The following is a 21,184-nucleotide window of genomic DNA, read 5'->3' on the forward strand; positions in this document are numbered from 1 at the left end:
ATTCCTGATTATGGTGATTTAATTTTGTCTAACACTCAATTAAATCGGATGACAAGCTCTCATTTATTTCTCTTGATGAGATATATTGGTGCCGCTATCTTGTACATAATCATCAAAAATAATAATAAAACTGTTATGAGAAGCAGAATATGATTTTTCAATACCTCTCTGTATGACTGACAATATAAAACCATGCGTATCGGATAGATCCCACACCTTGACATCTTCATAATCAAGGGCTAAATATTCCTCTCTACTTTCCTCTCCACATTTATTAACCGAAACTTTAACCGGTTCAGTTGAGAGATTTTTAACATAAATCATAAATCCTCCACTATATCAATAATGAATATTTGAATTTAATTCAATGGAATACGAAAAAATTAAATCAAAAAAACTAATGCGATAATAAACTTTTTTAGACAGATGGTATCGAATATAAAGAATTTATCTGGCTGCCGTTATTGTAAACCCCGTTATCATAAATAATCACGTAGCCATTTAATCTTATTGAATATAACAATGTAACACTATCTTTGCGTGCTACTGACATTAAAAAACCGCGCCTATCTGATCTATCCCATTGAACCACTTCTCCTTTATTAATTTCAATATATTCGTCATTACCTTCATCACTACTCCATTTACTAATTGCAACTTTAACCACATTCTCTGAAAGACTTTTGACATAAATCATATTAACCTCTCCATTATATCAACGTAGATTTATTTAGCTCTAACTTAAAAACACCCTAATATGTACCATAATGAAATATAAGTATAGATAAGAAAACCAACAAAACTACTATTATTTGCGTGACCTCCATCAAGGTTTTATACTTCTAAAAGAAAATATTTAAAATTACATTCATTGGGTTAATAGAAACATTTACTATTTAAACTTAGTAATTCAATATTACGTTAATTAAAATTTCCTATCATAGATTTACATCTATTCTCGTTTTAACCTTTGAGCATAACATTGTGCTAATACCGCATACACTATAACTGAATTTGATAAAAAATGGCGGAACCGCTTGTCACCCCAGTTAGCTGATAAAAGACTTCGGATAGTGACACGTCGTATCAGTTAATTCGAGGTGTTAGATTCGATTTTTTTAAGAAAATAATAAAAAACCATTTATATTTTATTGGGATATGTTTTAACGCTGGAGCTAATTTAGGAATAATTGTAGTTCTATTTTGCATTCCTTTAGAAATAATACATGAACAATTAAACGGAATAATTAAAAGAAAGCTCTATAGCAGAGCATCTTAATTATTGGATAAAACCAGATATCTGTATTTTTGGCAGCGTTGAGAAACAAAAAAACGCTCCGATATATCCTCAATCACGCATTACCATAATGTGTCCGTTCTGGTAGCCAGCGTTCAATCAAGGCACGTGCATGTTCAGGATAATGCTGGTGGAGATGGCGGGCAATACGCTGAACTTCCGGCAACATTCCCTGATCTCTTAGCAAATCAGCCACCTTAAATTCCGCATTCCCTGTTTGGCGTGTTCCTAATAATTCACCGGGACCACGAATTTCCAGATCTTTCTGCGCGATAACAAAACCATCATTACTGTCTCTAAGCACTTGCAGACGTATTCTGGCAGTACTACTCAGCGGCGTTTTGTAAAGTAAAACACAATGAGAAGCGATAGCCCCACGGCCAACTCGTCCACGTAATTGATGAAGTTGCGCCAAGCCGAGCCGTTCCGGGTTATCAATAACCATCAAACTGGCATTCGGCACATCCACGCCCACTTCAATAACCGTTGTTGCAACCAAAAGCTGTAGTTCTCCACGCTTGAAAGCCTCCATCACTGCCTGCTTTTCTGCGGCTTTCATGCGGCCATGTACCAGCCCGACTTTCAGTTCCGGTAAAGCAAGAGTAAGTTCTTCACTGGTGGCTTGCGCGGCTTGAGCTTCCAGCACATCGGAATCTTCAATTAGCGTACAGACCCAATAGACTTGTCTATTTTCATCAAGGCAGGCGTTTCTGATCCGTTTGATAATCTCTTCGCGGCGTGTATCCGGGATAGCAACGGTCGTCACCGGCGTTCTCCCCGGTGGTAATTCATCAATAATAGAAGTATCGAGATCCGCATAAGCGGTCATGGCTAAGGTGCGGGGAATCGGGGTGGCCGTCATAATCAATTGGTGAGGATGAAAACCCTGCTCACGTCCTTTTTCCCACAAAGCCAGACGTTGATGAACGCCAAACCGATGTTGCTCATCAATAATCACCAGCGCCAGACCGGAAAACTTCACTTGTTCCTGAAACATGGCATGGGTACCGACAATCATGGCGACTTGGCCGTTGGCAATGGCTTCTTGTTGCTTCTGACGCGCTTTCCCCTTTTGCTTACCCGCTAGCCAGCCGACTTGGATACCCAACGGCTCCAGCCATTGCCGAAAGGTATTTGCATGCTGTTCTGCCAGTAGTTCAGTCGGCGCCATCAAGGCGACCTGTTTACCATGCGCAATGGCTCGCAACGCAGCCAATGCGGCAACCAGCGTTTTTCCTGAACCTACATCGCCCTGAATCAGTCGCATCATGGGAACATCTTTTGCCAGATCCAGTTCAATTTCCGAGACAACCCGTTGTTGCGCATGGGTTGGAGAAAATGGCAGGCGATTAAGGAATTGCGGTTTTAACTTGTCCTCAGTCGGCAGCGACTGAGCGTGATAGCGTTGTACGCCGGCTCTGACGGCTAGCATACTCAAATGGTGAGCTAAAAGTTCTTCCAGAACCAGACGGCGATAAGCGGGATGTCTGCCGGTTTCCAGATCCGCCAGAGCAATATCCGGTGTCGGGCGGTGCAAAGTATGCAGTGCTTGCGGCAGACTAATCATGGAGCGGCTAAGTTCTTCCGGCAGGAGTTCATTGATTGCACAGGTGTCCAGCAATTTCAGCGCTTGATCAATGAGATTACGCAGCGTCGCCTGACGAACACCTTCTGTTGTCGGGTAAATCGGGGTTAATGTTTCTTGAAGCTGTACATTTCCAGTACGATTTTGAATCTTATACTCAGGATGAATAATTTCGGCGCCCTGACTGCCTCTTCTGATTTCACCATAGACAACAACCTGTTTCCCTTTCGCCAGATTGTTTCTCATTGCCGCCGAAAAGTTAAAAAAGCGCAGCGTGAGCACGCCGGTGCCATCACTAATTTTGCAGATCAGGGTTCGACGGCGACTAACAGTAACATCGGTACGCAGGATTTCACCTGCGACGGTGGCGGAAATACCCGGCAAAAGATCATTAATAGTATAAAGGCGTGTCTGGTCTTCATAACGCAGCGGGAAATGCAGCAGAAGATCCTGCAAATTAACCAGCCCTATTTTTGCTAATTTGGCGGCCTGACTTGCCCCGACACCACGCAGGGAAGTCAGAGGGATGGCATCAAGCAATGGGCCTCTCATAAGGTTTCTTTTATCTCCGTTAATTGCATGGCACTCCATCAGGTTTTACAGGTCACGGCCTGATCCTGTTTACCAGCCATAATAATACAGGCGAGTTTAATGTAATCAATGGAATATTTTCCTCGGTAACTGGTTGAAAACCATATCAATACCTTTAAGAGTAAGCCGCTATAACGAAAAAGACGATTTGTAACGACAGGTTCTTGTAGCCTGTTTTGAATAATCTGTCCTGTCGGTCAAATGTAAACTAACGTGCTTGCGAGGTGAAAAAATAATCAAAAAAGGTGTTTAAATTTTGCCCCATATCTGTATAACCTCTTGTAGCCTCGGTGAACAATAGGCCATCGTTTTGGGTAGCGGTGTCTATTTTATCCTAGCTTATGTCTGCTCTAAGCGGGATATCGCCGGGTTGTGCTATCAATATATTTTGGAGAAATAATCATGGGCCAAAGAAAATATCTGACTCAATCAGAAGTAGAAAGCATGTTGGAAATGGCGAAAGTGGGGCCTAATCCAGAACGAAATTACTGTCTGGTGTATATGAGCTATATCCACGGCTTTCGTGTTAGCGAAGCTAGGCATTTGCGGTTATCTGACATGGAGTTAAAAGAAAAATGCCTATATATCAGGCGATTAAAAGGCGGGTTTTGTACTAATCATCCCCTTTTGCAGCGTGAAGTTAAGGCGATTAAGGCATGGCTTAAAGTGCGCAAAACTTTTCAGGGCGCTGATAGTGATTGGTTATTTCTATCGCGTTGTGGGAAACCACTGACTCGCCAGCGCATCTATCAGATTATCAACCAGTTAGGGCAACGGGCGAATATCGCGGTAGAGCCTCATCCACATATGTTGCGTCATGCCTGCGGTTTTGCCCTTGCAGATCGAGGAATCGATACCCGGCTAATACAAGACTATCTTGGACATAAAAACATTCGCCATACGGTATGTTATACCGCGAGTAATGTTGAACGTTTTCAAGGAGTTTGGGGCGTAAAAGGTAGGCGTTAAGGTACGACAGTTAGGACCATTTTGACTATCGAAACACGATCGCCTAGAAATTGTACTAAAAGTTTTCTAATAAAAAAAGAGAGAGATTTGTATATATTTGTAAAACTCAATAATCCTACCACAGAAACATTCCAATAATCCACTCTTTTTATTACAACATGCAAAAACATTGCCCTTTTGTTGTCACTTTAGCAAAATTTTTGTTTTTAATTTTAGGATAGGTAAAGATGATATCCTTAAAATTTGCGAAATAATCGCATATTAACTCTGTATGGTGCTGTTTTTATACAGAAAAATAGCTATGTTTCGATAGTCAAAATGGTCCTAATTGACAAATTTTTGTACAGCTAGATGCCTCTGTTTATCAAAACATGATGCACGAGTTTGAATCGGACTTTAGTTAGGTAGTTAAAAGAGATTAATGAAATGAAAAAGATATTAAAGATAAGCGCGGTGGCAGCGCTGGTTATGGGGGCAGCTTCGGCTGCCAATGCGAAGAATAATGCAGAGGTAACGATTACGGGTATGATTGTGGCCGCGACGTGTGATGTCACCAGCCCTCGTGCAAACGGGAATGTGGATCTAGGAAACCATGCAGCAGGTACCTTCGCAATTGGTAGTGGCAATCTCGCTGCCCTCAAGTCATATTCGCATGATAGTCAGACAAAGTTTGAGGTCGGTGTTACTAACTGTGATGCCCAGAATACTAAAGAAAAGAGTGTCCAGTTGGTTGTGACTGGAAACACGTTGCATGGTTCTGAAATCGTTTTTAATAAGGACCAAGGGGTAAATGCAGGTGCAGCATTAAGCTACGTGGCAGCAGATGGGAAGGAAACGCTTGTCAAAAATGGTGATACAGTCCCTTTGAGTGGTGGTACTGAGGCGGACCATTTCAATAATAGTAAAGTAGAATTCACTGCGTATCTAGCAGCAAAATCATTGCCACCGGCCCAAGTGCGTGTTGATGCCCCCATCACCTTCTCCTATGCATATAACTAATGTTTATTTGTTTCAGCCTGAGGAGAACCTCCTCGGGCTTCTTTGGTGAAGAATTCTAGATGATTGATGATGCCTTTTATTAGGTAGTTACTGGTGGGCAGAGCCAAAATATTGAGAAAGAAAAGATGATCCATAAACTCCGACTTCCTAACATCATAGTAAAAAGCCTTGTATTGGGCGCGTTTTTATTCACGTCACAAAGTCAGGCCGAAGGCGGGTTTGGCATCAACGCTACACGCATTATTTTCTTACAGGATAAAGCTGAAACAACGGTATCGGTGCGCAATACGACAACTAATATCCCTTACTTGGTGACAACTAAAATTACTCGCACCGTCGATGGCAAGGGTAAAGCGCCCTTTTACGTCTCTCCTCCTTTATTCCGTTTGGACCCTAAAGGAACCAATGTTCTGCGCATCTTAGGCGATACCAGTAAGTTGCCGACTGATCGGGAGAGCGTCTTTTATTTTAATGCCTCCGCTATTCCCGGTAGTAATAATCCGCCGAGCCAGCGCTTTGAAAGCGCCAAGATTGGCGGCGGGATAACTTATGCCATCGGCAATACCATCAAACTATTTTATCGGCCAACGGGATTGCTGGGTACGCCAGAGCAGGCATACAAAGCGCTGCGCTTTACCCATGCTTCCGGGGGCGTTCAAGTTAGCAACAATTCGCCTTATCACATCAGCTTTACCCAGATCAAAGTTGATGGCGTGCCGGTGAAGTTTTCTGACAGTCATCCACAAATGCTGGCGCCTTTCAGTAGCCATGTTTATCCCGCTCAAAATAATCAGAATAAAAAGAAAGTGGAATGGGCGGTGATCAGCGATCTCGGCGGTGGAGAGAACTTCAATGGTGAAATTCAGTAAAGCCGGTATCTCAAGGGTTCAGCGTCTACGCAATTACCTGAATTACATCGGCGTGGGTGGAGTTTTGTGGCTCTCTTCTGGCCCCTTGTGGGCGGAGAATTCCGCCATCGTCACATTTAAGGCCGATATTGCCTACGGGACGTGTGATATCGCTGTGGATAACAACAATATCGATCTGGGCAAAGTGCAATTTGCCAGCTTGGTATCAGGGAGCGCCTACGGGGAAACCAATCTCACTCTGAGAAATTGCTCAGATGTGATCGATGCAAACAGGGTTGCTCCTGCGATTACTATTACCGGAGAGCATTTTGGTACAAATGATAAGACGCTGTTTCGTAGTCAAAATACCGAGGCTCCAGTTTCAAAGGCGGTGGGCGTCACGGTGCGCTTGAAGAAGCTGAATGGAACGGAATGGTCCTCAAATATAGCGGATAGTGAACCATTTTATCTGGCGGATAAAGGCACAGCCATAAATGCTCAAACTCCTTCTGTGCCGGTGAGGTTTTCACTGGTATGCGCCCCGGCGGTAGGGGAGACGGTAATGGTCTGTAAAAAGCCAGGAAAAATCTATGCCAACGTGAATTTTACGTTTGATTATCGTTGAGTTTGCAGTGCGATTCATTAAACAGAATAGCTGTAAACGAGAGAGTTTTAAGGTGAACCAAAGTGACAAGGCGAGAAAAAAACAGAGTGAGTGACCAACCAGCTTTGCTGAGTAATGGCGGCTGCTCGACGTTACGTATGGTGATACTCCGGCTTTGTTGCGGGATGTTGGTTTCGCTGTGCCTGGCAGGCGGCGTCATGGCTGAATCCGAAGATCCTAAAAAACCGCCATTCCCACCGACGCAATCGAGTGGGATAGACGTGCACCTGAAAATAACTGTTCTGCCTGAACCTTGTGACGTCGGGATCAGTGGTGGTGATATTAATGGTTCAGAGCTGAATTTCGGCTCGCTGCCGGCGGCGGAGTTCAGTCAGGCAGGGCATATATCAAACCCCAGAAGATTTACTCTGGAATTAACCAATTGTGGTGATCCGGATGTTTCACCGAACGGACCTGTTATCACTGTGTCAGGAAACACTATCGACGCTGAACAAGGTTTAGTATTTCGTGATCCTGTCTCTGGTTCCGATGATAACGCCTCTGAGGGGTTGGGGTTTATTGTTCATTTAGGAGATGAAGGGAAAATAGGTTGGGATAATTTGGTAATAAATAATCATGAGAATCGCCTTGATTCGCTATTTTTTGATGATGGTCATGCACAGCTTCCGGTAATGGTAGCGGTTGCACGTGGAAAGGATAGCAAGATTATTCGACCTGGCTCGTTAATTGCGCGAGTCGCGTTTACCTATTCTTATCCCTGATATGTGGTTGATCACAGATGATAAAAATGTGGACCTGAGGGGAAGAGAGTTAGATGAAAATGAAAAATAACACTCTTATAAAGCGTGAGTTAATAACATGTCACAGCAGAGCGAAGTATTTGTGGCTCATCATGGTGCTGATTGGATGGATCATCGGTTGTGTGGCTTTGTCGGCTCAGGCAATTGAGATCACAATTAAAGGCAATCTGTTACGTCCGACTTGTGCGTTGAGTGTGAATGGTAAGTACGGCGGCGCTGATGGTTATAACGTTACTATGCCTCAGGTCTATGCGAGTCAACTGAAAAATAGCAAATATGTGGAAAGTTCCGCCTTAGACTTGGAATTTCAACTCAGTCACTGTAGTCCAGGCCAATCGCCAGCGTTGTACATATGGAGTAGTAATTTTGTCACACAAGATCGGGAACTGTTCATGCCTGTAAATGATGGTGGCGCTACCAAGGGAGTGGGGATTAGGTTACAGGACCTTGGCAACCAGACGTTTGTAGAGGTGAAGCCTAGCAGTGATCCGTTTCAGGTGCCGCTACCATTTGCAAAAGATGGAGCAACGAGGACGTTCAGGGCTTATGTGGGGGGTTTAGGCGACAAAAATAATCCGGCAACGTGCAAAACCGAGAGTAACGAGACCAATGTGTTATGCGGAGGATTAGCGCAAGTGGACATACATTTTGAGTTTTCGTATGAGCGCTTGAAGTAGATAACGTTATAAGTCAGGTGTACTTGAGGAATAGTGTCTGAAATGAAGTGGGATATATGAAAAAGCTGATAGTTATCGGGATGCTGGGGATATGGGCGGTTGTGGTGGTGTCGTCAGCCCACGCAGGTCTGATGTTGAGGAAGACACGCATTATTTATCAGCAGGGTGACAAGGTGCAAAGCATCTCACTGCAAAATTCAGGTGAAGAGGTCTATCTGGTACAAGCCGCGGTGACGCCGTGGGATAACTCAAATACCCGCTCATCGGAGTTTACGGTGCTGCCCCCGTTGTTCCGTATGGAGGGCAATAGCTTGAATGTGATGCGCCTTGTACGTACCGGTGGTGATTTCCCAGCTGATCGTGAGTCTCTGTTTCGTTTTCGGATTAATGCGATCCCGGCGAAGAAAACAGCTGATGACAGCAAGGAAAATAGCGACGGCAAACAAGATGAGATTGGCGCGTCGCTATCTATCTCGCTGGGTATGAATATTAAACTTATCTACCGGCCGGATAAGCTGCCGATGACGCCGGAACAGGCCCGTGGTCGGCTGACGTTTACACAATCAGGTAATAGTGTGGTAGTGACCAACCCAACACCGTATTACCAGACTTTTGCTCAACTGAAACTTGACGGCAAGGCGGTAGATTTCGATAAAGCCCCGTCAATATTGGCGCCTTTCGGCCAGACGACTCTTCCCCTGGCCGGTAAGGTTGGCGGTAAGGTGGAATGGTCGATGATCACCGATATCGGCGGGGTGAGTAAGCTACAGAGCGGTACGTTACAGGCTGGCTGAGTGTATTTTGAGATTGGAAGAGCATCACATGGCGGAGCGTAAGGTTTCAATCAAGCGGAGAGTGACGTCTGTGTTATGCGCTCTGGCAATGATATCACCGGTTTTGCCACTGAGGGCGGAAGAGAGTCTGGACGGGGTGTTATATATCAATGACGCCCGGGTGATTTACCTTGAATCATTTAACAATGGCGTCCCTTCGACATTCATTAATAACAGCGACAGCAACTATCTAATTCAGTCAACGGTACGGGAATTGGACCCTGCCACCGGTTTACCATTGGATGCTAAGGCGCCATTCATCGTGATTCCGCCTATTGCCAAGGTGGATGCGCATGAACGGCAGGTGCTGAAAATCCTGCGTACCGGCGGAGATTTTCCGAAGGATCGAGAATCTCTGTTCTTTCTGAATGTGCGTATGTTGCCTTCTGAGAAACCGTCATCGGCATTTAAGGGTTTCTCCGGCAAGGTGAAAATGACGGCGGCGCTGGCGGTGAAGGTGTTCTATCGTCCTGAGGGGTTGCCAAAAGAGGGAGTGGCCGGTGCGGTGAGACAATTAAGCGCGTCAGTAAAAGAGAGTGTTGTGACGCTGACTAATCCGTCGCCGTTTTGGATAACGTTGCAGGCTTTACAGGTGAATTCGTTTGCCGTACCGGATCAGGATTTATTTAGGATGGTGCCGCCATTTGGTCAGCAGAGCTGGTCACTGCCGGTGGGCAAAATGTCCCTTGGTAATAATGTCACGGTATCGTGGCGTGCTATTGGTGAGTTTGGGTTAAGCACCGATGAAGAGAGTCGATCTATTGTTGTATCTGGCAGTGGTTAATAACGATGTCGTGGTTAATAACAATATTGCAGATACCGACAGAGTAGATATTAAGTTGAATATATTTAAATAAGAGATGGCGATTTTAACAATGAAAATGTTAATTCCGGTGATAAGCTGCCGTTTAGAGCGACCGCCTATTTATCATCGTGTAAATCAAAATATTTCTATTTCTCTGGTGCTATCAAAGTGCCCGGTGAAATTGCGCCTTTCTCTGGTTTTCTGTCGGATGGTGCTGGCGTTTGTGACTGGATGGAGTGCTCAGGCGATAGGACGCGACTATTTTGACCCGGCCTTATTGGACTTTGGTTCGAATTCAGGGCAAACGGTGGATTTATCACAGTTTGAAACCGCCGGAGGTCAGGCGCCTGGGACTTATCGTGTTGATATTTACGTGAATGGCACTTTTTTTGATTCACGGGATATTACGTTCCAGCGTCATGGCGACAGCGAGCTGGTCCCGGTACTTACCCCAGATTTGTTAGATACCGCCGGTGTCAATATCAGCGACACACCGGCACTGAAAACCTTGCCGGTGGATAAGCCGATAGGGAGTCCGTTAGGTAAATTGATTCCTCAGGCTACGGCCCGCCTGAACTTTTCCCAGATGCGGTTAAATTTGAGTATACCCCAAATAGCGATGAAGCCTTCAACCAATGGTCAGGTTGACCCGAAATTATGGCAAGAGGGTATCCCGGCTTTTATATTGAACTACAGCGTTAATGGCAGTCAGAATCAGCGCTCGCAATTTGGTAATAAACAGACTAATCAGAGCCTGTTCGGTAGCTTCAATTCTGGATTGAATCTCGGGGCCTGGCGTCTTCGTAACACGGCGACCTATTCTTATAGTACCCAAACTTATAACCGGTATGACTCACTCAATGACGCCATGAAAAAAACCACCCAATCCCGGCAACGGTGGAACTTCCTGCAAACCTATTTGCAGCGGGATGTGGTGGCGTTACGCAGTGATCTGACGATAGGGGATACTTCCACCGGCAGTGTGGCGGGGCAGGTATTTGATGGTTTCCCCTATCGTGGGATTGGGCTGGCCACCAGCGATTCGATGATACCGGGTAGGCAGAGTGGTTTTGCGCCGATTATCAGCGGGATAGCTAAATCTAACGCGCAGGTGACGGTGACACAGAACGGCAGTGTGATTTATCAAACCAATGTCGCGCCAGGTCCATTTCGGATCACAGATTTGGTGGGTAGCAGTACCGGCGGGGATTTACAGGTGACGATCACCGAGGCTGATGGTACCCATCATGGGTTCAGTCAGGCTTATTCTAGCCTGCCGATGATGTTGCGGCAGGGGCAATTCAAGTACGAAGCGGCGGTAGGGCGCTATCACACCAGTGGGTATAGTAGCGGCGGGCGTAAGCCGGTGTTTGGCATGGTCTCAATGATTTATGGTCTGCCCGCTAACGTCACATTATATGGTGGTGGTTTGGTAGCGCAATCGTACCAGTCAGCGGCGCTGGGGACCGGGCTTTCCCTTGGTATGATGGGGGCGTTATCTGCGGATATCACCACTTCCCGGGCGCGGTTGAAAAATATGGCTGACATTCAGCGCGGAGAATCTTACCGGGCGAAGTATTCGAAAAGTATGCTGACCTCCGGCACGACAGTGGATTTAACCGCGTACCGCTATTCAACCCGTAATTACCTTAGTTTTTCCGATGTCAATACCCAAGGTTACAGTGTTTGGGGGGAGCTTCCCTCTTGGATGTCTCAGCGACGTCGTAGCAGTTGGCAAATGAGATTGAGCCAGTCATTGCCGGGTAACTATTCCCTGTGGCTCAGTGGTCAGCGGGATAACTACTGGGGCAGTTCTAAAACTAACACCACCCTGTCGATGGGATTGAGTGGTTCTTTCTACCGTGTGGGCTGGGGGCTTAATTACAGCATCGATCGCATACGCGGCAACGGCGACTGGCCCGAGAACCGACAAGTTTCATTGAACGTCAACATTCCTCTGAGTCTGTTTGGCTCCTATGCGGCGCTGAGCAATGCGTATGCCAACTATAGCTTGTTCCACGATAGCACGGGGCGCGGCAGTAACCAGTTAGGTTTGGGCGGTTCATTGCTGGATGACAATAGTCTGTCCTGGAGTGTATCGCAAAGTCAGGCGAATAAAGGGCAGGGAAACAGCGGATCAGTATCAATGGGATACAGTGGTTCCCTTGGGCAGGCTAACCTGGGATACAACTACGATTCATCGGGCGGGCGAGGGGTGAACTACGGAGTTAGTGGCGGATTGATCGCCCATCAGCATGGTGTCACGTTGGCATCGCGTATTGGTGATGCCGCGGTATTAGTGCGGACGTCGGGGGTTGGCGGTATTCGTGTGATGAACTCCAACTCGATTTCGACTAATCATTGGGGATATGCGGTGGTGCCTTATGCTCAGACGTACAGCCGTAATAGTATCAGTTTAGATCCGTCATCGCTGCCGGAAGGGGCTGACATGGCACAAGGCAGCAAGAACGTATTCCCGACCAAAGGGGCGGTTGTGATGGTGGATTACCCTGTACGTATCGGGCAGCAATTGCTGATGAATTTGCTCTATCACGGTAAGCCGGTACCGTTTGGGGCAATGGCGGGGCTTAAAGGGGATACAGCAACCAATCTGGCGGCGATCGTCGGGGAAGGAGGACAAGTGTACCTGAGTGGTATGCCCCCTAGTGGGGTACTCAAAGTGAAGTGGGGCAGTGCGCCGGACAGTCAATGCGAGGTGGTGTTTAACTTGGGGCCGCCGCCGGTAAAAGCGAAGCAAGATAAGAGCTGGAGCCCCATGAGGCAATTGAACGAAACCTGCCGTTAAGATGGATGGGGCAAGGTTAAGATGAGGTGGTGTTGTGGGTCTGCACAGATAACCTGATGTGGAGAACCATCGTTATTAGAGGAAGAGGAACCGCTGAAAGGTGGATGTAATCTGGCCGGGATGGGGGGAGATCAACGAATGAAAATTTCTAATATGGCAACTGGGAAGTTACTCCCGGTTGGGCAGCCGATGAATACGAAGAAGACGTTTATTAATAAGATAAAACAGGATATTGGTTGGATGGTGGTTCATTGTCGCTGGTGGTCGATGCCGATATGGGTGGGGATGATATGCCTATCCGTGGGTATCTTTTCTTCTCCCTCAGTGTTTGCCGATCAGTCCCGAAATTGGAATGCTGATGTAGCTTTGAAAGCTTTGGGGCCTGAGCGGATGGTAAAACGGAGTGATGGAGTCATCAATTACCCGGCAGCGGGTAAAGCGACCTTAGATCTGTTTCAAATTCATAGTATGAGGGATATGGAGCATGGTACCACTTCATATGATCAGAGAAATCTGAATCAGGTCCGGTTCCAGCTCAGAGCACGTGGGGAAATTTTTAAAGTCCCGAAAGTGGTCTCAGGCAGTTACGAATGTACAATTATAGCCAAAACTAAATATTCTAGATGGATTAAAGATAATGATCCACATATACAGGGAACAGGCATTCAACACCTTACGGTAAATCTTGATAAGCCATACCCTAATGAAAATCTTTCCGACTCAGTACAGATCAAGCCGGAAAATCCTAATAGTGAAGCTGATGATTATCTTGTACATACAAGAATAAGTGACCTCTATTTTGACGTGTCTTGTCGTGGGGTAAATTTTTCATGGCAGCGAAGCCCTGATGAAAAAGTCGAATTTGATAGTGACGATAACTCACCAATTTTGAGTGTCTTAATTAATGGCGAGGAGCTTATGTCGTGGTCCAAACCAAGTCTTCCGCCTATCAAAGACCCGGTAACAGTACTGGAGCCGCCGGTTTGCGGTTTAGATGCTGGCAACCATGAGCCTGACCCTCATGCTGTTGTGGGGGTAGCGGAGATAGGAGAGGTTCTCCGGTCGTCCGGGCCATATCCGGTACAGCTCCTAACAGGTGGATTCACCGGGTTTAGTGGACTGTTTACTCTGAATATTACATGCAAGGTGAGCGATAAGAACAGTGCCGGTGGAGTGGCCACTATGCGGTTTTCCGCCCCACAGTTAGCTGATAATAATGAAAGTATCGTAGTGCCTGGCTTCGATGACGCGTTGAGGATTAAAGTGGTACCGACTTTGATAGGTGGGAATACTAAGCTGGCGGCGTCAAACGCGATGGGTAGGCCAGTAAAATTTGGTTTTCCCACGAACCCGGCGGACGTTCTGTACTTTACTGTGGGTGATACGCCAAACACCTATGTATCCCGAAACCGATTTGAGGCGACAGTTTGGCAAGTAAAGGCGTTAGACCCTGGTACTTTTGGTGAATTTCAGACCACGATGAACGCAACGTTAGTCGTACGATAACGCCTACGATGGCAGGGTATTTAAATATGGCATGGTGGCTTAGCCGCCTAAGTGCTTCATCTCAATAAATCACACTATTTCATTTCTCATGTGGTAACCGATCGACCAGTTAGTCACCAGGGGAGAGTAAAATGACAATCAATGTTAATGATTCAATGCCGCTTCAAATGAGCGGCAATCAGGCTGATTTGCCCGGAAATCAGACTATTACTGGCAAGCAGAGTAATCATGGGACTTTTCGTCTGCCTGTCTGCTTGTCTCATTTGAATGATACACCGTTGTACATGGCGGTCGCGTATTGGGGGTTATTGAAGGGGCGAGGATTTACCAAAAGTGAAATCAGTCAGGTGTTTCGGGTGTCGGAACGCCGGGCAAGGGATGTGATGAATTATATCTACAATGAGCGGAGTGATGTGATTTCCTGTGAAAAAGTCTTTTTTCGTGAAAAACATGGGAGTCGGCGTCTGATGCTGATTGTTACGGCGGTCGCTAAACCTATGCCTCAGAGGAGCCAGACACTGGTGACGAAAACGGTGAAGTCGGCGCATTCCCGGACATCATCACAGATTAATCATATGCGTAGTTGGTTTTTGCAACGCGCTTGCGGTCCGTTTATTTCTTAACGGTCCGTTTATTTCTTATAAGAGTATGACACAGGTGGCTGTCTGGCGGGATATGGTGGAGGATGCGTTTTTATCGATTCTGTGGGTAGGATGCTGATAAGCCGAGTGGTATTGGTTATCAGCATCGTACTGCTTATTGCCTGTGGGTTGTTATTGGGTAACAAAGTTCGCCACTCCTGGTATCCCCGTATGCTGCTAGCGTATTGGTGCCGGGCATGGATTTTGCCGCTATTGTTTATTGCAATTGGGTTGGTGTTAATGTTTGGCGTGGAGGGGGAGGGGTGGTTAGGTCGCATACTGGATGAGGTTGATTCCGTATTGATGGGCCTATTCCTTGAGCATCGGAATGACGCGCCGTCGGCTCTGTATCCGGCGCAGTCATCGACAGTGGTCTCTTGTGGGGCGGCGGTGGATAGCGCTGTTGGCTGTTCGCTTGCGGATCTGCCCGGTGTAGAAAACGATAATCAAAAGAAGATTCCCTGAGTAACGAGGGGAATCTATCCGGTTTAGTTTCTGTTACGGCTGACTCGCATCACATCCGGCATAATGCGGATTTTGCGCATAATATTTGCTAACTGGATGCGGTCCTTAGTGGTCAGCCGGATAAAAGCGCAGTAAACACGGCCATCTTTCTCTTCTGTGTTCATGCTCTGAATATTGGAGTTTGCTGCGTTAATCGCGGCGGTCAGATTTGCCAGCGCCCCTTGATGGTTAAACATATCCACTTTGATTTCAGCAATAAAATCACTGCTAACATCTTTATCCCACTCTACCGGCATAAATTTCTCCGGCTCTTTCTGATAGCCGCGAATATTACGACAGGATTCATGGTGGATAACCAACCCTTTGCCGGGGCTGATATGGGCGATAATCGGGTCGCCAGGGATCGGCCGGCAGCATTTGGCGAAAGTGATCAGCACACCGTCAGCGCCTTTGATCGGTAATTTACGTGCTCCGTTGTTATTGCTACTGGTGCTTGCGCTGCTCTCCTGCGCGCCTAGCAGGTTGCGGGCGACGACGATACTCATGGTATTGCCAAGCCCGATTTCAGCCAGCAGATCCTCTATTGTCGCGAGTTTCATTCTCGTCAACTCTTTATTGATATTTTCCTGTGGAATATCAACCAGCTTTTTCCCATTGCCCAACGCGTGATTTAGCAGGCGGCGACCTAGCCCAATCGAATCTTCCCGCTTAAGGTTTTTTAGCAATTGACGAATTTTGGCGCGCGCTTTTGAGCTGACGACAAAGTTTAGCCAGGCGGCGTTTGGCCGAGCGCCCGGCGCGGTAATAATCTCAACTGTCTGGCCGTTGGTCAGCGATTGCGATAATGGATATGGCTGGCGATCAACTCGCGAACCGACACAGGCATGACCAATATCGGTGTGTACGGCGTAAGCGAAGTCAACCGGGGTAGCGCCTGCGGGTAATTCCACAATGCGCCCTTTCGGGGTAAAAACGTAAATCTCATCAGGAAACAGATCAGATTTAACGCTTTCAATAAATTCAAAAGAGTTGCCGGCGCTTTGTTGTAATTCCAGCAGGCTCTGCATCCAGCGTTGTGCGCGAACTTGCGCGGCGGTGCTCGACTCTTTCTGTTCCTTGTAGGCCCAGTGTGCCGCGACGCCCATTTCAGCCATTTGATCCATATCTTCGGTGCGAATCTGGATTTCAACCGGTACGCCGTGAGGGCCAATCAGAGAAGTGTGCAAGGATTGATAGCCGTTGGCTTTAGGGATGGCGATATAATCTTTTATTCTGCCTGGACGGGGTTTATACAGGCTGTGCATCTGCCCCAAAACGCGATAGCAGATATCAACATTGTTGACGATGACCCGAAAGGCATAGATATCCATAATGGAATGGAAACGCTGCTCTTTGAGGTGCATTTTCTGGTAGATAGAGTAGAGATGTTTTTCCCGCCCGCTGACTTTGCACTCAATATGGGCTTCGGCCAGTCTGCCAGCGATTTCAGACAGAATTTTCTGGATCATCTCTTTACGGTTGCCACGGGCCGCTTTTACCACCTCTTTGATAACCCGGTAACGGTTAGGGTGAAGGGCCTCAAACCCAAGCTCTTCCAACTCGGTTTTCAGATGGTGAATACCCAGACGATGAGCCAGGGGGCTGTAAATCTCTAACGTTTCCCGGGCGATACGACGGCGTTTATCTGGACGTAACGCCCCGAGAGTACGCATATTATGGGTACGGTCTGCCAGTTTGATCAAAATGACGCGGATATCCTGCACCATCGCCATGATCATTTTGCGGAAGTTTTCTGCTTGCGCCTCTTTTTTATCGCGGAAATTCAGCTTATCAAGCTTGGAAACCCCCTCAACCAACCCGGCGACCACCGGGCCGAAAGGTTGGGCGATATCTTGAAAGGTGGCGGGCGTGTCTTCAATAACATCATGCAACAAAGCGGCCATCAGTGTTTCATGGTCGAGACGCATCTCCGCCAGAATACAGGCGACCGCGACAGGGTGCGTAATGTAGGGTTCGCCACTGGTGCGGGTTTGCCCGTCATGGGCATCCCGCGCGACAGTGTAAGCCTGCTTGAGGAGTTCAATTTGACTCCCAGGCAGATATTTTTGGATAAGCAGATTCAGGCTTTCGAACAGATACAAGGCAGACCTACCGTAGATTAACGACGACTTTCCGCGATAGCGGAAACCGCCTGCATTTCCGCGGCTTCCTGCTCTTGTTGTTCCTGGCGCTCACGGACATCCAGGATCTTACCGTTAATCAGCCCCTCTTCCACTTCACGCAGAGCGATAACCGTCACTTTATCGTTCTCTTCCGCCACCAGCGGGTCTTTACCGCCTGTTTGCAGTTGACGCGCTCGACGAGCGGCGACCAACACCAGGTCAAAACGGTTACCAATTTTTTCTACAGCGTCTTGAACAGTTACGCGTGCCATATGTGTGCGACTCCACAGGTAAAGAAATGACTGGGCATCATACTGAAATTGGGTTCAGTCTGCCAATAATTTGCTGATTAAAGCATCATGCCGTTGCGCCTGGCGCTCCCGATGCAGGCGTTCTGAACGGATGATGGTGTGTAGATCGGCCAATGCAGTATTGAAATCATCATTAACGATTAAATAATCATACTCGTTATAGTGAGCCATTTCTGCAACGGCTTGCTCCATACGTTTTTCAATAACGTCTTCACTGTCCTGCCCCCGGCCACGCAGACGGCGACAAAGCTCTTCCTTCGACGGCGGCAGGATAAAAATGCCGCGGGCAGATGGCATCTGTTTGCGGATCTGCTGTGCTCCTTGCCAGTCGATATCAAGAAAAACATCCACCCCACTGGCAAGCGTTTCTTCAATCACTTTCCGGGATGTACCGTAATAATTATCAAAAACACGGGCGTGTTCCAGAAATTCATTATTATCGATCATCTGGCGAAAGGCTTCTTCGGTGATAAAAAAATAGTGTTCACCATGATTCTCACCGGGGCGCATTGCACGTGTGGTATGGGAGACAGAAACCTGAGTATCATACAAAGGTTGAGTTTTTAATAAAGCCTGAATCAGACTTGATTTACCCGCTCCGCTTGGCGCAGAGACAATATATAACGTGCCTTGGATCATGATGGTGTCTTGGTTGATTGGATAACAATAGCAATGAAGCAGAATAAAATTCTTTTACAGTATACACGTACCTGCTCATATGTGTCGCGTTGCCGATGCATTTCTGCCGAAATTTTGTTGGCGAAGGATTGCTAATGGGTATTTTGTATCGTTAGGGGGAGTTCTTTGCTTAGAATTTTGCTCTATAAGTTATCACAACTGTTGTTAAATGAAACAAAAATGTTGTATTTATTGTTTTATGTGTCATGATTACTTGGTCGAGAAGGAGGCATGAATGAAATACAGTGAGTTCCGCCGATGGCTAATTTCTCAAGGGGTTCTAATCGAGAAGGCTAGGGGTGGAGGAAGCCACCGAAAGGTATCTATAAATGGTAAATCGTCGGTTTTCCCCGATCATGGCTCCAAAGAGATCCCTGGACCATTGAGGAAGAAAATAATGAAGGATCTGGGGCTTTAAGTTCCGGTTATCTATCTTAAAGAGAGGTATTATGTTTAATTATCCGATAAAACTAGAATATGACGAAGAGACAGGAAGCTATGTGGCTAGTTGTCGTGATCTTCCTTTATTCAACTCAGTAGGTGACTCAGTTGATGAAGCTCTTCTCGAATCTATTGATGGGTTGGTTACGGCTATTGCTATAGAAATTGACAAACGTCGGCCTATACCTGAAGCATCCCTGTTGGAGGCAGGTGAATATGTTGTCAGTCTCCCTATTCTCGTCGCAATGAAAGCGGCATTGCATAATGCAATGATAGAGACAGGAACACGCAAAGTCGATCTTGCTCGACGATTAGGGCAAAAGGGGCCACAGATTGATCGGCTTCTTGATGTTGAACATTCATCAAAGGTTGAAGTTGTTGAATTGGCCTTGCATCAGTTAAATAGAAAGTTAGATATAGCGGTTAATACTACACTACATCATTAAATAAAATATCACATAAATTGAGATATTTTGCGAATGAAAGTAATTGAAAGAGTAACATGAACAAGTAAGCGGATAATATGATTAAGTGTGAATGAATTAGAAAATCAGTATAATAACTGGAATTAAATATTCTGATATTTCAGATTAATAGCAAATAAGATGAATTATAACTCGGTCTATTATCTGTATTGCTTGGATATTCAACCGGGGATTGCTCCCCGGCTGTTTTATTAATGATCTTTATTGATTATTGCTATCCGCTTTTCTCTTCCAGGGGAGATTATCTGGGTTAGCATGGGGGGCTGACTGCTTCTGGTTAGCACTTTCCGCACTAGTCGGCCTCATGACTGCCGGGTCTTTAAACTTATCATTTGGATTATCGTCTGGTGGCGTCCAGAAAGCGACATTATGAATCCAATGGCAGTTGTCTTGCATCTCAATTGACGGCACCCCGTTTGCCCACTCACTTTCCCACTCAAATTTCTCTTCAGGTTTACGTTCCCATGAAAATCCAGCCCCTTTGCAGGTTGCTGTGTAAACCAGGTCTGTTATGCTGGATTCCATAACATTTTGGTCCCCTTGGAACCGGTGGATCTCATGATTTACAACGGCAGCATCCGTGTAAAGGTTTGCGATGGCTTTGCCGGGCGCGCCATCTTTACGCTTGGCAGTCATCTTACAGTAATACTTACCTGTGATCACATGCGGAACCTTGAAGATTCTGTTTTGCGCTCTAACCCAAAACATGCCGTCTTTTAACATCAAATCTCCGGTCGGCGTTGGAAACTCATGATCGACTACTGTTGGAAAGATACCCGCTAAGTTAGTGGACCCCCTTGCCGGGTAATGAACCGGCTTACCTTGGTTGTCTTTCCCATTGATGATTGGCTGCCCGAGAGCTTTAAATATGGATTCTGCGTCCCAGGGGGGAGTAGCAGGGTATATTGGGTCTGGTGTTGGTTGTTTACTCGGGCATTCAGGCGCGGCTAATACCGAGGTGGAAAAAAGCGCCCCGATAGACACGCACATCACCCATACCGGCCAGCGTTGATTTCGGCCAACACTCTGCTTGACGCTGTTGATGAACGTTTTTTCCATATTCATCGGAGACTCTGACGGGGATTGTTCCCCGGTTGGTATATTAAAAATTTTCATTCTCTGTGATAACCCTGTCCCGGCCAGATTGTATTGGCCTTTTAAGGGCACTCCTTCTTTAAATGATTATTTTCTGCATCGGGTTATCCGTGCAGGCCAACATTACAGATTGCATTCATATAAGGGTATTGCAGGAACTTATGTTTGAGGAGAAACCGTCTGGATTCATATTACCCTCCTAAATTTAAGGTTGTATTGGATTAACCTTTTTACCCACAGGGGAGCCTGTACCGTAAAACTAAACCCCTTGCGGATTACGCTGATTTTCTATTGCGACTAACAAGACATAAATAAGTTTAGCAACTCTTTAAAAAAAAGATAATAGAAAAAGCAAAAGATTAGAAAAATGTGATAACGAAAAGTTATCAACCGATAACTATAGTTTATCGCTAAAGTGGATTGTTAATGATGGTTGCTAAGATTGTTTTTCACAAATAAATGATAAGAGTGATAATAATGAGATTTAAATAGAAGAATTTAATCGGGATTTACATCTTTATGGCTATTATTACGTGAACGAGTAACTTAATTAACTAATAACCTA

21 protein-coding genes are annotated in these 21,184 nt (G+C 46.1%); 14 read left to right on the forward strand and 7 right to left on the reverse strand.

Annotation, left to right across the window (positions count from 1 at the left end):
- Positions 1-63: 63 nt before the first annotated feature.
- The 3 genes from EAE92_RS05010 to recG all read right to left on the reverse strand — a co-directional run bounded on the left by EAE92_RS05010 (position 64) and on the right by recG (position 3,434).
- Positions 64-324: a hypothetical protein gene (locus EAE92_RS05010; RefSeq protein ID WP_214067264.1), complete on the reverse strand. Its 261-nt coding sequence runs from the start codon at positions 322-324 to the stop codon at positions 64-66.
- 94 nt (positions 325-418) lie between these two features.
- Positions 419-697 carry a hypothetical protein gene (locus EAE92_RS05015; protein WP_214067265.1) on the reverse strand — a complete coding sequence of 93 codons (279 nt, stop codon included), beginning with the start codon at positions 695-697 and terminating at the stop codon, positions 419-421.
- Between the two features lie 655 nt (positions 698-1,352).
- A complete protein-coding gene (gene recG / locus EAE92_RS05020; RefSeq protein WP_214067266.1) occupies positions 1,353-3,434 on the reverse strand; it encodes an ATP-dependent DNA helicase RecG in 2,082 nt (693 codons plus the stop codon).
- 441 nt (positions 3,435-3,875) lie between these two features.
- On the opposite strand from recG, the gene EAE92_RS05025 reads away from it, so the two are divergent.
- The 12 genes from EAE92_RS05025 to EAE92_RS05080 all read left to right on the forward strand — a co-directional run bounded on the left by EAE92_RS05025 (position 3,876) and on the right by EAE92_RS05080 (position 15,447).
- The gene (locus tag EAE92_RS05025) at positions 3,876-4,442 is read left to right on the forward strand and encodes a tyrosine-type DNA invertase (RefSeq protein ID WP_214067267.1); all 567 of its coding nucleotides are present in this window, start codon (positions 3,876-3,878) and stop codon (positions 4,440-4,442) included.
- Positions 4,443-4,868: 426 nt separating this feature from the next.
- Entirely contained in the window at positions 4,869-5,441 is a 573-nt protein-coding gene (locus EAE92_RS05030) for a fimbrial protein (protein ID WP_214067268.1), read from the forward strand.
- Between the two features lie 125 nt (positions 5,442-5,566).
- Complete coding sequence (locus tag EAE92_RS05035) at positions 5,567-6,310, forward strand: fimbrial biogenesis chaperone (RefSeq protein ID WP_214067269.1); 744 nt, start codon at positions 5,567-5,569, stop codon at positions 6,308-6,310.
- Complete coding sequence (locus EAE92_RS05040) at positions 6,294-6,914, forward strand: fimbrial protein (RefSeq protein ID WP_246545006.1); 621 nt, start codon at positions 6,294-6,296, stop codon at positions 6,912-6,914. Before EAE92_RS05035 ends, EAE92_RS05040 begins: the two co-directional genes overlap by 17 nt.
- A 62-nt stretch (positions 6,915-6,976) precedes the next feature.
- The gene (locus EAE92_RS05045) at positions 6,977-7,675 is read left to right on the forward strand and encodes a fimbrial protein (protein ID WP_214067270.1); all 699 of its coding nucleotides are present in this window, start codon (positions 6,977-6,979) and stop codon (positions 7,673-7,675) included.
- Between the two features lie 59 nt (positions 7,676-7,734).
- Complete coding sequence (locus EAE92_RS05050; protein WP_214067271.1) at positions 7,735-8,391, forward strand: fimbrial protein; 657 nt, start codon at positions 7,735-7,737, stop codon at positions 8,389-8,391.
- A gap of 56 nt (positions 8,392-8,447) precedes the next feature.
- Complete coding sequence (locus EAE92_RS05055) at positions 8,448-9,185, forward strand: fimbrial biogenesis chaperone (protein WP_246545007.1); 738 nt, start codon at positions 8,448-8,450, stop codon at positions 9,183-9,185.
- A 28-nt stretch (positions 9,186-9,213) separates the two neighbouring features.
- Positions 9,214-10,008 carry a fimbrial biogenesis chaperone gene (locus EAE92_RS05060; protein ID WP_214067272.1) on the forward strand — a complete coding sequence of 265 codons (795 nt, stop codon included), beginning with the start codon at positions 9,214-9,216 and terminating at the stop codon, positions 10,006-10,008.
- A 91-nt stretch (positions 10,009-10,099) separates the two neighbouring features.
- Positions 10,100-12,835 carry a fimbria/pilus outer membrane usher protein gene (locus EAE92_RS05065; protein WP_246545008.1) on the forward strand — a complete coding sequence of 912 codons (2,736 nt, stop codon included), beginning with the start codon at positions 10,100-10,102 and terminating at the stop codon, positions 12,833-12,835.
- 138 nt (positions 12,836-12,973) lie between these two features.
- Positions 12,974-14,341 carry a hypothetical protein gene (locus tag EAE92_RS05070; RefSeq protein ID WP_214067274.1) on the forward strand — a complete coding sequence of 456 codons (1,368 nt, stop codon included), beginning with the start codon at positions 12,974-12,976 and terminating at the stop codon, positions 14,339-14,341.
- A 131-nt stretch (positions 14,342-14,472) separates the two neighbouring features.
- Positions 14,473-14,964, forward strand: a complete 492-nt coding sequence (locus tag EAE92_RS05075) for a CaiF/GrlA family transcriptional regulator (protein WP_046395301.1) — start codon at positions 14,473-14,475, stop codon at positions 14,962-14,964.
- 90 nt (positions 14,965-15,054) lie between these two features.
- Positions 15,055-15,447: a hypothetical protein gene (locus tag EAE92_RS05080; RefSeq protein ID WP_214067275.1), complete on the forward strand. Its 393-nt coding sequence runs from the start codon at positions 15,055-15,057 to the stop codon at positions 15,445-15,447.
- A gap of 23 nt (positions 15,448-15,470) precedes the next feature.
- On the opposite strand, the gene spoT is transcribed toward EAE92_RS05080, so the two are convergent.
- The 3 genes from spoT to gmk are packed head-to-tail and all read right to left on the reverse strand — an operon-like array spanning position 15,471 to position 18,559.
- The gene (spoT, locus tag EAE92_RS05085; RefSeq protein WP_046395303.1) at positions 15,471-17,588 is read right to left on the reverse strand and encodes a bifunctional GTP diphosphokinase/guanosine-3',5'-bis pyrophosphate 3'-pyrophosphohydrolase; all 2,118 of its coding nucleotides are present in this window, start codon (positions 17,586-17,588) and stop codon (positions 15,471-15,473) included.
- Between the two features lie 17 nt (positions 17,589-17,605).
- Positions 17,606-17,881 carry a DNA-directed RNA polymerase subunit omega gene (gene rpoZ, locus EAE92_RS05090; RefSeq protein ID WP_011144672.1) on the reverse strand — a complete coding sequence of 92 codons (276 nt, stop codon included), beginning with the start codon at positions 17,879-17,881 and terminating at the stop codon, positions 17,606-17,608.
- A 54-nt stretch (positions 17,882-17,935) separates the two neighbouring features.
- Positions 17,936-18,559, reverse strand: a complete 624-nt coding sequence (gene gmk / locus EAE92_RS05095; RefSeq protein WP_046395304.1) for a guanylate kinase — start codon at positions 18,557-18,559, stop codon at positions 17,936-17,938.
- Positions 18,560-18,833: 274 nt separating this feature from the next.
- Here gmk and EAE92_RS05100 point away from each other — a divergent pair, with 274 nt between their 5' ends.
- Positions 18,834-19,016: a type II toxin-antitoxin system HicA family toxin gene (locus tag EAE92_RS05100; protein ID WP_040151260.1), complete on the forward strand. Its 183-nt coding sequence runs from the start codon at positions 18,834-18,836 to the stop codon at positions 19,014-19,016.
- Positions 19,017-19,047: 31 nt separating this feature from the next.
- Entirely contained in the window at positions 19,048-19,485 is a 438-nt protein-coding gene (locus EAE92_RS05105) for a type II toxin-antitoxin system HicB family antitoxin (RefSeq protein WP_040151257.1), read from the forward strand.
- Positions 19,486-19,725: 240 nt separating this feature from the next.
- On the opposite strand, the gene EAE92_RS05110 is transcribed toward EAE92_RS05105, so the two are convergent.
- Positions 19,726-20,640: a hypothetical protein gene (locus EAE92_RS05110; protein WP_246545009.1), complete on the reverse strand. Its 915-nt coding sequence runs from the start codon at positions 20,638-20,640 to the stop codon at positions 19,726-19,728.
- Between the last annotated feature and the right edge of the window lie 544 nt (positions 20,641-21,184).

Origin of the sequence: Photorhabdus hainanensis, assembly GCF_018448965.1 — a bacterium.
GTDB classification, from domain to species: Bacteria; Pseudomonadota; Gammaproteobacteria; order Enterobacterales; family Enterobacteriaceae; genus Photorhabdus; species Photorhabdus akhurstii.

Bases quoted from the DNA above. Each gene is read 5' to 3' on its own strand.
- EAE92_RS05010 (WP_214067264.1), bottom strand. From the start codon at position 324: ATGATTTATGTTAAAAATCTCTCAACTGAACCGGTTAAAGTTTCGGTT.
- EAE92_RS05015 (WP_214067265.1), bottom strand. From the start codon at position 697: ATGATTTATGTCAAAAGTCTTTCAGAGAATGTGGTTAAAGTTGCAATT.
- recG (WP_214067266.1), bottom strand. From the start codon at position 3,434: ATGAGAGGCCCATTGCTTGATGCCATCCCTCTGACTTCCCTGCGTGGT.
- EAE92_RS05025 (WP_214067267.1), top strand. From the start codon at position 3,876: ATGGGCCAAAGAAAATATCTGACTCAATCAGAAGTAGAAAGCATGTTG.
- EAE92_RS05030 (WP_214067268.1), top strand. From the start codon at position 4,869: ATGAAAAAGATATTAAAGATAAGCGCGGTGGCAGCGCTGGTTATGGGG.
- EAE92_RS05035 (WP_214067269.1), top strand. From the start codon at position 5,567: ATGATCCATAAACTCCGACTTCCTAACATCATAGTAAAAAGCCTTGTA.
- EAE92_RS05040 (WP_246545006.1), top strand. From the start codon at position 6,294: ATGGTGAAATTCAGTAAAGCCGGTATCTCAAGGGTTCAGCGTCTACGC.
- EAE92_RS05050 (WP_214067271.1), top strand. From the start codon at position 7,735: ATGAAAAATAACACTCTTATAAAGCGTGAGTTAATAACATGTCACAGC.
- EAE92_RS05055 (WP_246545007.1), top strand. From the start codon at position 8,448: ATGAAAAAGCTGATAGTTATCGGGATGCTGGGGATATGGGCGGTTGTG.
- EAE92_RS05060 (WP_214067272.1), top strand. From the start codon at position 9,214: ATGGCGGAGCGTAAGGTTTCAATCAAGCGGAGAGTGACGTCTGTGTTA.
- EAE92_RS05065 (WP_246545008.1), top strand. From the start codon at position 10,100: ATGAAAATGTTAATTCCGGTGATAAGCTGCCGTTTAGAGCGACCGCCT.
- EAE92_RS05070 (WP_214067274.1), top strand. From the start codon at position 12,974: ATGAAAATTTCTAATATGGCAACTGGGAAGTTACTCCCGGTTGGGCAG.
- EAE92_RS05075 (WP_046395301.1), top strand. From the start codon at position 14,473: ATGACAATCAATGTTAATGATTCAATGCCGCTTCAAATGAGCGGCAAT.
- EAE92_RS05080 (WP_214067275.1), top strand. From the start codon at position 15,055: ATGCTGATAAGCCGAGTGGTATTGGTTATCAGCATCGTACTGCTTATT.
- rpoZ (WP_011144672.1), bottom strand. From the start codon at position 17,881: ATGGCACGCGTAACTGTTCAAGACGCTGTAGAAAAAATTGGTAACCGT.
- gmk (WP_046395304.1), bottom strand. From the start codon at position 18,559: ATGATCCAAGGCACGTTATATATTGTCTCTGCGCCAAGCGGAGCGGGT.
- EAE92_RS05100 (WP_040151260.1), top strand. From the start codon at position 18,834: ATGAAATACAGTGAGTTCCGCCGATGGCTAATTTCTCAAGGGGTTCTA.
- EAE92_RS05105 (WP_040151257.1), top strand. From the start codon at position 19,048: ATGTTTAATTATCCGATAAAACTAGAATATGACGAAGAGACAGGAAGC.
- EAE92_RS05110 (WP_246545009.1), bottom strand. From the start codon at position 20,640: ATGAAAATTTTTAATATACCAACCGGGGAACAATCCCCGTCAGAGTCT.